This is a genomic window from Corynebacterium sp. 239_CJEI (genome assembly GCF_001055995.1).
Taxonomy (GTDB): Bacteria; Actinomycetota; Actinomycetes; order Mycobacteriales; family Mycobacteriaceae; genus Corynebacterium; species Corynebacterium jeikeium_D.
This window is the reverse complement of record NZ_JVOW01000021.1, coordinates 65,968-77,743: the sequence shown is the minus strand read 5'-3', so window position 1 is coordinate 77,743 and position 11,776 is coordinate 65,968. Positions and strand designations below refer to the sequence as shown.

Annotated in this window: 8 protein-coding genes and 1 riboswitch; of the genes, 4 read left to right on the top strand and 4 right to left on the bottom strand. The window is 57.6% G+C overall.

What is annotated here, in order from left to right; all coding sequences use genetic code 11:
* The first annotated feature begins 153 nt into the window (after positions 1-153).
* Positions 154-1,365, top strand: a complete 1,212-nt coding sequence (locus ADB08_RS06525; protein ID WP_011273191.1) for an IS110 family transposase — start codon at positions 154-156, stop codon at positions 1,363-1,365.
* 151 nt (positions 1,366-1,516) lie between these two features.
* On the opposite strand, the gene ADB08_RS06520 is transcribed toward ADB08_RS06525, so the two are convergent.
* Together ADB08_RS06520 and ADB08_RS06515 are read right to left on the bottom strand one after the other, a co-directional pair.
* Positions 1,517-2,071, bottom strand: coding sequence for a hypothetical protein (locus ADB08_RS06520; RefSeq protein WP_048731724.1), 555 nt, complete (start codon positions 2,069-2,071; stop codon positions 1,517-1,519).
* A 239-nt stretch (positions 2,072-2,310) separates the two neighbouring features.
* Positions 2,311-3,696 carry a dipeptidase gene (locus ADB08_RS06515; protein ID WP_049171925.1) on the bottom strand — a complete coding sequence of 462 codons (1,386 nt, stop codon included), beginning with the start codon at positions 3,694-3,696 and terminating at the stop codon, positions 2,311-2,313.
* Positions 3,697-4,073: 377 nt separating this feature from the next.
* Here ADB08_RS06515 and groL point away from each other — a divergent pair, with 377 nt between their 5' ends.
* Positions 4,074-5,699, top strand: coding sequence for a chaperonin GroEL (gene groL, locus ADB08_RS06510; protein ID WP_038626677.1), 1,626 nt, complete (start codon positions 4,074-4,076; stop codon positions 5,697-5,699).
* A 344-nt stretch (positions 5,700-6,043) separates the two neighbouring features.
* Here groL and ADB08_RS06505 read toward each other — a convergent pair whose 3' ends face one another.
* Positions 6,044-6,520: a DIP1984 family protein gene (locus tag ADB08_RS06505; RefSeq protein WP_049171923.1), complete on the bottom strand. Its 477-nt coding sequence runs from the start codon at positions 6,518-6,520 to the stop codon at positions 6,044-6,046.
* Between the two features lie 154 nt (positions 6,521-6,674).
* Here ADB08_RS06505 and ppk2 point away from each other — a divergent pair, with 154 nt between their 5' ends.
* Complete coding sequence (gene ppk2, locus ADB08_RS06500; RefSeq protein WP_005510168.1) at positions 6,675-7,574, top strand: polyphosphate kinase 2; 900 nt, start codon at positions 6,675-6,677, stop codon at positions 7,572-7,574.
* Positions 7,575-7,841: 267 nt separating this feature from the next.
* Here ppk2 and ADB08_RS06495 read toward each other — a convergent pair whose 3' ends face one another.
* The gene (locus ADB08_RS06495; RefSeq protein ID WP_049171921.1) at positions 7,842-8,963 is read right to left on the bottom strand and encodes a Dyp-type peroxidase; all 1,122 of its coding nucleotides are present in this window, start codon (positions 8,961-8,963) and stop codon (positions 7,842-7,844) included.
* A 193-nt stretch (positions 8,964-9,156) separates the two neighbouring features.
* Positions 9,157-9,355, top strand: a riboswitch (cobalamin riboswitch).
* Positions 9,356-9,394: 39 nt separating this feature from the next.
* Between ADB08_RS06495 and metE the strand changes: the two genes are divergently transcribed.
* Positions 9,395-11,704 (top strand): 5-methyltetrahydropteroyltriglutamate--homocysteine S-methyltransferase, encoded by a 2,310-nt coding sequence (metE, locus tag ADB08_RS06490; protein WP_049171919.1) that lies wholly within the window; start codon positions 9,395-9,397, stop codon positions 11,702-11,704.
* The last annotated feature ends 72 nt before the right edge of the window (positions 11,705-11,776 follow it).

The window sequence follows — 11,776 nt, the reverse complement described above, 5'->3', positions numbered from 1 at the left end:
GTTGCCGCCGGGTGCCAGGACTTTCGATGACAGCTGATAGGGACACGGCCAGTTTTAAACTAGGTCTCTTTGTAACGTGGGTGCTTGCAACGAAGGTCATGACACCAGCGACTGGAACAACGCCATACCCATCTCGTTTTCTAGGAGCTCATCATGTCTCCGGAGCATTCCATCGACATATTCCTTGGGTTAGACGTCGGCAAATCTGAACACCACGCCTGCGCCTTAGACCGTGATGGCAACAAGGTCTTCGACAAACCGTTGCCTCAACTCGAATCCGAACTAGCAGGCGTTTTTCACCAGCTTCAGAAGCTTGGCACCGTGCTCGTGATCGTCGACCAACCCAACACCATCGGCGCACTACCGATTGCTGTAGCCCGGGACTGCGGTTGCGAAGTCGGATACCTGCCAGGTCTTGCGATGCGCAAAGCTGCAGATCTCTATCCGGGACGTGCAAAAACAGACAAACGCGACGCATTCATCATCGCCGACACCGCCCGCACAATGCCCCACACGCTACGTGCCGTCGACCGCAATGATGAGGTACTCTCCGCCCTAAAGATGCTGTCCGGCTTCGATGATGACATCGCCCGCGATTGCACTCGCACTGTCAATCGGCTTCGCAGTGTCCTCACCCAGATCTACCCCAGCCTGGAACGAGTTTTTGCTGGTAGCACCCTGACTCGCACGCCGATCCTGGAATTATTGATCCATTACAAGGGACCGCAGGGGCTAAAAAGAGCCGGATACCAACGAGTGTTGAACTGGATGATCAAGCGCACACGTAAAGACCCCACCCCGCTGGTAGACGACATTTTTACAGCGCTGAAAGCTCAAACAGTCACCGTGCCTGGAAGCGATGCCGCCGAGTTAGTAATTCCTCAACTGGCTGCAAACATCCAGGCCCTCAAAGAGCAACGAAACACCATTGCTGAGCAGGTTGAAGAGATGCTCGCTGATTTCCCTCTTTGTGAGGTCTTGATGAGTATGCCCGGAGTCGGCATCAAGACCGCAGCGCAGATCCTTCTTGCGATCGGTGATGGCTCCGACTTCGCTAGTGCTGGCCACTTAGCTGCTTATGCTGGAATAGCACCCGTGACTAGACGATCCGGTTCGTCGATCAGAGGTGAATTCCCGGCACGGTCAGGCAATAAACGACTGAAAAACGCCTTGTTCTACTCCGCATTCGCAGTTATCCGCAGCCACGAACCGTCACGGCGGTATTACGAACGCAAACGCGCTGAAGGAAAACGCCACAACGCAGCAGTCATCTGCCTGGCACGACGCCGATGCAATGTCATCTACGCGATGCTGAAAAACAAGGAGTTCTTCCGCGAAATCCCGCCACGCCCCGTCGCCGCATAAAGCCCCAAAGACGAAGCCGACCAGCACACGCTGGCCGGCTCCTAGGCACGCCTAAGAAACTACTCCCAAGACTGTGCTCGTCAACATCGGTCTGGCACTTGACAAAAACATAGGGACACCCCCCGTTTACTAAACGAGCAGCATCCGCGTCCTACCCATGCAGGCGGTTAGCAGCGCAGACCAAAGCGGAAAGCACGGAAGCCTCCGGAGTCTGGCCGAAGCCCATGGTCCACACATGGTCATTGTTGTGACCTGCATAGACAAAGGTAGCGGTAGCTTCGAAGATTTCGAACTGGTGGAATTCCACGATTTCCACGCGGTAACCTGCATCAGCCAGCAGATTAGTGCAAGCCGACACCGGCCCCATAGCGGTAATCTCCTGGGTGAAGGTGTGGGTGTGGTCGTCCTTGTCGGTCAGTGTTAAGTCAGCGTTGAAATTCCAGCGCCCCAGGGTGCCGCGGGTTGCCTCGAAATTCTTGATCTGAACCGGGCCGCTCGTGGGGGAGTAGGTGTCCTTGAACTTCTGCCAGTTCATGCCACGAGCTTCTTGCCTTAAGCCTCGAGGCAGGCGATGTCCGAATCGAGCCCTAAATGGATCGTCGGAATAAGTTCGCACATTGCCGTCGTCCTGGTGCTCCAACGAAGGGCGCTTGCCCGTGAACGTCGTCGAAGTGGACATGTTCTTCTGGGTGCGAGTGGGAAACATTCTTTTCTGGTCCTTTGCTTAGTTGCTTTTGCTGTGAGTGGCGGACCAACCAAGTGCTTTGAGAAGTTGCGGCCAGAGACCCCGTGTGGAGGGGTCAGTCCTGTCGGCCTCCACCGGGGTTCGTAGCCTTCGCTACTCGAATAAGAATGTTCTGCTGCATGGGTGGAACCTTACTACAGGTAAAAGATGTGACACAAGTCATTCAATCAATATCTTTGGTGGATTCTTTGCTGTCCCCGTTAAATTCCGTTGACAGAGGCCAGGAAAACCGCCTCGCCAATAGCGATGTCGCGAATCTCGTTCGGGTCGACCGATTCATCAGCCGAGTGGATGCGAGCCTGTGGCTCCTCCACGCCGTAAAGCGCGATGTCAGCACCTGGTACGGCGTCCAGCAGGGTGGCGCACAGCGGAATTGAGGCGCCCTCGCCCATGCTTGCGGTCTCCTTGCCATAGGCGGCCGACAGGCTGTCAGCGACCAGTTGCACAACCTTGCCCTCAACGTTGGCCCGGAACGGGTTAGCCAGCTCGTCGCGTTCGACCGTCACCTTCACGCCCCACGGAGCATGTGCGCGCAGGTGATTTTCCAGCGCGTCCTGCGCCTCAGCCGGATCAACGCCGCCTGGGATGCGGAAGTTAATGTGCGCCATGGCGGTCGACGAAATCGCGTTGACAGCATTGGTTGCCGGTGGGCAGTCGATGCCGGTCACAATCACCGACGGGCGCGCCCAGGTCAGATCGGAGACGGAAGTGTCCTCGTTGCTAATCAGGCCCACTCCATTGAGCACGCCGGCGTCAGCGCGGAAAGTCTCTGGCGAGTAGTCCAGGCCCTCCCACCGCTGCGAGCAGTCCAGTCCATCAATAGAAGTAAAGCCATTTTCATCGCGCAGGCTGTCGAGCATGCGAATCAGTGCCGCCAGCGCATCCGGGGCTGCGCCGCCGAACATGCCCGAGTGAACCGGCTGCTCCAGCGCATCGACGCGTACTTCCACATCGGCGGTGCCGCGCAGAGTGGTCACGAGCGTCGGCTGGCCAACCTCGGCATTGCCGACATCCGCAATGAGGATGACGTCGGCGTCGAAAAGCTCTGGCTGTGTGGCGATGAGGTTGTTCAGGCCCGCCGACCCGCGCTCCTCGGAGCCCTCCACGATGAGTTTGATGTTTGGCATGTCGACGTGGCCCGCAAGAGCGTCGTCGCGCAGCGCGCGCAGCGCAGCCAGGTGCATGACCACGTTGCCCTTGCAGTCGGCAGTACCGCGGCCGTACCAGCGACCGTCGCGCTCGTCGAGTGTCCACGGATCTGCGGTCCAAGCGGACTCGTCGCCCGCCGGCTGGACGTCGTAATGGGAGTAGAGCAGTACGGTCTTCGCGCTTTCCGACGACGCGGGGACGAAACCCGACAGTGCAATCGAGCCGTCGACGGTGTGGTGCGCCTTCAGTTCGATGCCCAGCTCTGCGTACATCTTGGTAACCGCCTGAGCTGCGTCAATGCAAGCCTGTTTGGTTTCTTCGGTGCCGTGTACGGAAGGGAAAGCCACCAGCTCGGTCAGCTGGGTGCGGATGGTCTCGCGTTGGCTGGAGATGTGGTCTCGCAGGGCGTCCGTGAGTTCCTTATTAATAATGCTCATGTGCGACAGTGTAGGCGCACAACCATGATGACGTTGGGAGTGACGTCGGGAGTGGTATTGGCGTTGGGAGTTGCGGCGCTTAACCTTGCACTCGATGGGGTTGAGTGCTAAAAAGTGAATTAGCACTTGCTCTAATTGAGTGCTAATAAAAACAACTTCACACCTTGTGTATGTGTGCGTTGTATGCGAGTTGCAGCAAACTGCAGCACATACTGCAGCGCAGGCTGAAACAAGTGTTGCAAAGTCGTTAAAAAGTACAGTGTTGACTCCGGTGATGGAGAGGGCGGCGCTTCCCTCGAATCACATGCCGTCGCGGGCGCCTGGGTCAACTTCCAATGTAAGTGCCACATAAATAGACGGAGGATTCTTCAAACCTCATGGCTAAGATGATTGCATTTGACGAGGAGGCCCGCCGCGGTCTCGAAACGGGTCTGAACACCCTGGCAGACGCTGTCAAGGTTACGCTGGGCCCGAAGGGTCGCAACGTAGTCCTCGAGCGCAAGTGGGGCGCACCGCTGATCACCAACGACGGTGTCTCCATTGCACGTGAAATCGAACTTGAGGATCCTTACGAGAAGATCGGCGCTGAGCTGGTCAAGGAAGTTGCCAAGAAGACCGACGATGTCGCTGGTGACGGTACTACTACCGCTACCGTTCTGGCTCAGGCTCTGGTTTCCGAGGGTCTGCGCAACGTTGCTGCTGGCTCCAACCCGATGGGCATCAAGCGCGGCATCGAGAAGGCTGTCACGGCTGTTACCGAGAAGCTCCTGGAGTCCGCTAAGGACATTGAGACCAAGGAGCAGATTGCTGCTACCGCTGGTATCTCCGCTGCTGACCCGGCTATCGGTGAGCTGATTGCCACCGCTATGGACAAGGTCGGCAAGGAAGGCGTCATTACCGTGGAAGAGGCCAACACCTTTGGTCTCGACCTGGAGCTGACCGAGGGTATGCGCTTCGACAAGGGCTACATCTCCGGTTACTTCGCCACTGACATGGAGCGCCAGGAGGCCGTTCTGGAGGATCCGTACATCCTCCTGGTTTCCGGCAAGATTTCCAACATCAAGGACCTGCTGCCGCTGCTGGAGAAGGTCATGCAGTCCGGCAAGCCGCTGCTGATCATTGCTGAGGACGTCGAGGGCGAGGCTCTGTCCACCCTGGTCGTCAACAAGATCCGCGGTACCTTCAAGTCTGTCGCTGTCAAGGCTCCGGGCTTCGGCGACCGTCGTAAGGCAATGCTGCAGGACATGGCTATCCTGACCGATGGCCAGGTCATCTCCGAGGAGGTCGGCCTGTCGCTCGAGACCGCTGACCTGCCGCTGCTGGGTCGCGCTCGCAAGGTGGTCGTCACCAAGGACGAGACCACTATCGTCGAGGGCGCTGGCGAGCAGTCCGCTATCGAGGGCCGCGTCAACCAGATCCGCGCTGAGATCGAGAACTCCGACTCCGACTACGACAAGGAGAAGCTGCAGGAGCGCCTGGCTAAGCTCGCCGGCGGTGTTGCAGTTATCAAGGCTGGCGCCGCAACTGAGGTCGAGCTCAAGGAGCGCAAGCACCGCATTGAGGATGCCGTCCGTAACGCAAAGGCTGCTGTGGAAGAGGGCATCGTCGCAGGTGGCGGTTCCGCACTGCTGCAGGTCTCGCACGTGCTTGACGACGAGCTGGGTCTGACCGGCGACGAGGCAACCGGTGTCCGCATCGTGCGTGCGGCTCTCGCAGCTCCGCTGCGCCAGATTGCTCTGAACGCTGGTTTCGAGGCCGGCGTCGTTACCGAGAAGGTTGCTTCCCTGCCGCAGGGTGAAGGCCTGAACGCTGCTACCGGCGAGTACATCGACCTGATGGAAGCTGGCATCAACGACCCGGTGAAGGTTACCCGCTCCGCACTGCAGAATGCCGCTTCCATTGCGGCTCTGTTCCTGACCACCGAGGCTGTTGTCGCTGACAAGCCGGAACCGGCTATGCCGGCAATGCCGGGTGGCGACGAGATGGGCGGCATGGGCTTCTAAAAGAGGTCCCGACTGCTTGAGTTAGCCTAAAAAGCGCCGCTGAGGGAAATCCTCAGCGGCGCTTTTTGCTGTGTAACTTGAGAAAGTTTTAAGTCCCCGAACCCACCCTCGTTGCATCAGACGCCTCAGCGCTTGGTAGTGAAAAATAACCGATGATCTGTACCCATGTACGCAATGACGAGGACTGTCTGTTATTAATCCTGCTGCCTCAGTACAGGTGAGATCTTTAGGTGTCCCTTTAAGGCCAGAGACAGGCCGTCGCGCTCGCCGACAATCTGGATGCAACTACCGACTTATCAAAATGTGAAATTCTTCTGGTTTCGCTACCGAACCCTGCCACTTTGCTATTCGGCCGGCTTATTCGCGGCCTCGATAAGCTCGGTTGACCAGTTCGCCTGCTGAATACGGGTATCCAAGTCCCGGTATTCCTTCGCCGCCTTGTCGGCTTTCTGGCGCAGCGACCGGATATCCACAGTGGCGACATAGCGAATCTCCGAAGCTGAGTATCGATCCCGCCGACCCGAGCCCTGATCGGCTGCGGAGGTGTAGAACCGCCGCCGTGTTAGCAGGTGGTCGCGCTTCGCAAGTGCGTCGCTAAGCGTTCCGTCCTCGAAGGCAGTAGCGGAATTCGTTGCGTTAATCGAGCGCACCAGCCATTCGAAGCGCGCCATCAGACGCTCGGCTTCGGCAATAAGCGCTTGCGGATCTTCATCAGGCGTATCGCCTTCCTGCACCTGCGCCACCAGCGCGAGACGGCGATTAATCTCAGCCAGCCGGTCGGAAACTTCGGATCGTGCGGCAAGAGCCTCGGATAAGAACATGGCATTTATTGTACGCGCAGTGCTTATCGACGGTCGCTGCGTGCAGTCCCACCCCCTCAATTTCGGTAAGACGGAACGTTAACTGCTGGGAAATTGCAGGTAAGGGCACCCGCATGGGGGACGCGTGGCAGAGAAATTCAGTAGGATAAGGGGTATGGCTGACAAGAATGAAGAGGAATTCCACATCGTCGATTTGGCGAAGACCGAAGGCTACGTCGTCGATGATTCTGATGAGGACGATCCGGTACTGGTCACTCCAGACGGTGAGCGGGTTGACACTTGGCGCGATGGCTACCCGTACGAGGAGCGCATGACGCGCAAGGAATATGAGTCTATTAAGAGGAAGCTGCAGATTGAGCTTCTGAAGTGGCAGAACTGGACCAAGGAAACTGGTCAGAAGCACATCATCCTCTTCGAAGGCCGTGACGCCGCTGGTAAGGGCGGTACCATTAAGCGCTTTAACGAGCACCTGAATCCGCGTGGTGCTCGAACTGTGGCTCTGGAAAAGCCGTCGCCGCGTGAGTCCACCTCGTGGTACTTCCAGCGCTATATTGAGCATTTTCCGTGCGCTGGCGAAATCGTCTTCTTCGACCGTTCTTGGTACAACCGTTCGGGCGTTGAGCGCGTGATGGGTTTCTGTACTGAGTCTCAGCATGCAGAGTTCCTGCGTGAGGTTCCGATGCTGGAGAACATGATTCTGGGCTCCGGTATTTCGCTGACCAAGCTGTGGTTCTCGGTGACCCAGAAGGAGCAGCGCACTCGCTTCGCTATTCGCCAGGTCGACCCGGTACGTCAGTGGAAGCTCTCTCCGATGGACCTCGCATCGCTGGACCGTTGGGGTGACTACACCCGCGCGAAGGAAGAGCAGTTCCGTTACACGGATACCGATGAGTCCCCGTGGATTACCATTAAGTCCAACGACAAGAAGCGTGCCCGCATCAACGCGATGCGTTATGTGCTGAGCAAGTTCGAGTACACGGAGAAGGACCACGAGCTGGTCGGTACTCCGGATCCGAAGATTGTTAAGCGTGGCCGCGACCAGATTGGTGACTAATTCGGTGGCTCGTAACTGACAAAATTCTTGTCTAGAGGTAACGCCCGCATGAGTGCTCAGGCACTCGGCGGGCGTTTTCTTATGGTTGGCAGCGCCGGGACGATGCCCTTATGGCTCGCAGCGGCGGGGCGATGCGAGTTAGTGACTGAGTTTATGACAAAAACGGCCAGAAATTTTGCTCGAAAGTGTCATAAACTGGGTCAGTTTCACATTTGCAGCCCGCCAGCTTTTTAGTCCGTCAGACTTTAGCCTGCCAGCTTGCAGCCTTTACCCCTCAATCAACTCCTGACCCCAGTAGGAATCTGGGGTGGTGCCAGGGGCAATCCAATACACAGCGGAGCCGATATGGCGGTTCCACTCATTGAGCAAATCGCCGCGATCCAAACGGGCCTGGATTGCGCTGAACTGGTTGTCCGGGTTCTTCTGGAATGCAACCCAGACCAGGCCAACGTTCGGTCCTTCGAATGGGAAAGCTGGCTCACCGGGCTGGTCTTCGTATGCATAGGCGCGGCGACGCAGGGCGTCGTCAGGCTGGCCATCCTGCTCACGGGACAGTGCCAAGTGAGACTGGCGGTGGATGAGGTACTCGCCCTGGTCATCGACGGCGTCCATGTCCTCTTCATCGAACTCGTCGTTACCGCCGGAAAGAGGAGCGCCGGTGTGGAAGTCACGACCGATAACGATGGAGCGTTCGTCGGTGCTGAGCTCCTCCCAATTGTTCAAGTCGAGCGCAATACGGCGAACAACCATCACGCAGGAGTTGTTAATCGCCTTGTCCTTGGAGTCAATCCACACCTGTTCGGACCATTCCTCCGGAGTGGACGGGTTGACGGTGCCGTCGAGCTGGCCCAGCGGGTTGCGTGGGGTAGCGCCGTGAGGCTGCGAACCCCAGGCGTAGGAAAAGCCCTTCTGGAACCACTTCACGCGAGCCCACGGAGCCGCCTTCTTTTCCAGTAGACGGGACGCGGCCGAAACGGTGACGAGGTCATCACCACACAACTGCAGAGCGAAGTCAGACTGGCCCCACTCAGGGCGGAGCATGTCATGCTGGAATGACGGGATATCGTGCAGACCAGCCGGCTTGCGCTCTGGCTTGCCGAGCACATCGAAGATGCGCTCACCGAAACCTGCGGTAATGGTCAGGTTTGCAGTGGCTGCAACCATTTCCGGTTCCAGATACCCCTCGATGTCCTGGCCTTGGGTGAGGCGGCGGGCAACGTCGGTAAGCGAGGAGAACAGTGCCTTCAGATCTGCTGCGTCGACGCCGTCCTTCAAATCGAATGCGACGAGGCGGAGATGTGCTTGGCCGGGCTGTTCAACGCCTGACTGGACCGGGCCATCGAACGGAATCTTGGCGCCCCTCAGGGAAGGTCCGGAAGCCTGTGTCACTCGAGGTCACTCCTTGAAAAGAGGTAGAATAAATAGCTTTTATGACTACGAGCTTAATCACTTTGGTCCCAGCAGGAGAGCATCAAAGCAAAGGCTCGGGGAGGGGGCTAAGTGAATGAGATATTTGTATATTGCGATATACTTCACATCCACAGCCGCCTCGAAGGTGTTCATTAAGGAAAGTGCTGCATATCGCACGTTTTCCGCGCAAGGTGTGTTTTGAGCCTAGCGCGCATAAGGCCTTCGAGTTATGCAGGGGAATCCCGGTGCAAGTCCGGAACTGTCCCGCAACGGTAAGCATCACTGCCAGAGCTTTGGTTTATCCGACGCGTTGATAACCAATCTTTTCAGTGATGACAAGTCCGAATGCCTGCCGGTTGTGCAATTTCATACCCGATGCTGATCACGACTGACGAGGAAATCACGAGATCATGGCAATTCACGCAACCCTCGCGGGCATTCCGCGGATAGGGCGTAATCGTGAGCTCAAAAGAGCTCTGGAAAACTACTGGCGCGACCCGGCGACCGGCGGCCTGCTGGCCGCGACGGCGCGCAACACTGTCAATAGCTACATTGGCGCAGCGCTGAAGGCAGGAATCGACTCGGTTCCGACAATTGGGCGCTCGTTCTACGACTCTATGCTGGATACATCGGCGCTGCTCGGAGTGCTTCCAGCCCGCTTCCAGAATGTCCCGAAAACGGACGGTTCCAACCTACCGGAATGGATCAACCACTACTTCGCCGCCGCTCGCGGTACGAAGACGCAACCGGCATCCGCAATGACCAAGTGGTTCGACACCAATTACCACTACATTGTTCCGGAGCTGTCAGCCGATACTGAATTTACCTCTGACCTCACTGACTGGTTGGATGATTCCTGCAGCTTAAACAATGGCGCCACCACCATGCTGCGCCCTCATTTGATTGGTCCTGTGACCTACTTGAGCCTGTCGCGTACCGACGATGATTCGAACCCACTTGGCCTTTTGGAAAAGTTGACCGATGCGTACGCGGAAATCATCGCTCAACTGGGGGATAAGGGCTTTGAGTGGATTCAGCTCGATGAGCCAGTATTGGTCACTGACCTCGATGAAGTGACTCTTGCTAGGACTCGCCAGGCCTACGAGAAGTTGGCCGGCGTGGCGGAGTCTGCGAATACCAAGTTGTGGGTGCAGACCTACTTTGGTGATGGTGATCAGGCGCTGGAAACCCTTTCTGGCACAGGCGTGCAGGCCATTGGTTGCGACCTGGTAGCAGGTAGCTCCGAGCTGCTGCATTGGACCGGCAAGGAACTGCTGGTTGCGGGCATTGTCGATGGTCGTAATGTGTGGCGCACCGATTTGGATGCAGCCCTGGCGACGCTGGAGAAGCTGGCAGCCCGAGGCCCCATCGCGGTGTCGACTAGCTGTTCGCTGCTACATGTCCCGTACTCCCTGGCCTCGGAAAACCCGAGCGAAGAAGATGCCGAGGTGCTGCAGTGGCTGGCCTTCGGCGATGAGAAAATTGCCGAGGTGACCCTTTTGGCGAGGGCGCTTGATGCCAAGTTGAATGACCGCCAACTCGATGCCGCGGATTTAAAGGTGTTGAGGGAGTCCCGGGCAGCACTGGCATCGAGGGCAGAGTCGAAGCGGATTGTTAAGCCTGAAGTTCGTGAAGCTTTGGCGGCAATCGAGGATAGCGACCGTAACCGTTCCCCGTTTGCGGCTCGCCAGGCGGCTCAGGCTGAGACCCTCAATCTGCCTCCGCTGCCGACCACCACAATCGGTTCCTTCCCGCAGACCAATAGCATTCGTCGTGCACGTGCGCAGCTGCGCACGGGAGAGCTCACCCCAGCTGACTACGAGTCGGCAATGCTCGCTGAAATTCGATCTGCCATTGAACAGCAGGAAGAACTGGGGCTCGATGTGCTGGTTCACGGTGAACCTGAGCGCAACGACATGGTGCAATACTTCTCGGAGCAGCTGGACGGCTACCTTGCCACCACCAATGGCTGGGTCCAAAGCTATGGTTCCCGCTGTGTGCGCCCGCCAATTCTCTACGGTGATATCACCAGGCCAGAGCCGATGACGGTGCAGTGGTACAAGGCAGCGGCAGACATGACTGACCTTCCCGTCAAGGGAATGCTCACCGGGCCGGTGACCATGTTGGCATGGTCGTTTGTCCGTGATGACCAGCCCATCGGTGACACTGCGGATAACGTTGCGCTGGTTTTGCGCGATGAGATTGCAGATCTCGTGGCCGCTGGAGCGCAAATCGTGCAGGTCGATGAGCCAGCCATTCGCGAGTTGCTGCCCCTGAATGAAGCGGACCAGCCCGCCTACCTGAAGTGGGCCGTAGGTTCCTTCCGTCTGGCTACCTCTGGTGTGGCTGACGAGATTCAGATTCACACGCATATGTGCTACTCGGACTTCAATGAGCTTATCGACACCGTCGATGATCTCAACGCCGATGTCACGTCCATCGAAGCAGCTCGCAACGGTATGCAGGTGCTCGCAGCGCTGAAAGATGAGGGATACGTTCGCGGGATTGGTCCAGGTGTCTGGGACATCCACTCGCCTCGCGTGCCGACGGACGGAGAAGTCAACCAGCTCGTGGAAGATGCGCTCGAAAGCGTTGACCCCAACCTGCTGTGGATTAATCCGGACTGTGGTCTAAAGACCCGAGGTTGGGACGAGGTTACGGCTTCACTGAAAGTATTGGTGGCCGCAGCTCAGCAGGCTCGGTTGCAGCTAGCAGAGTAAGTCGCGAACTGCATAGCCACAAAATAAATAGTGGGTTAAGTAGCAAAAGGTGCCCACCCGGCGACACGCCGA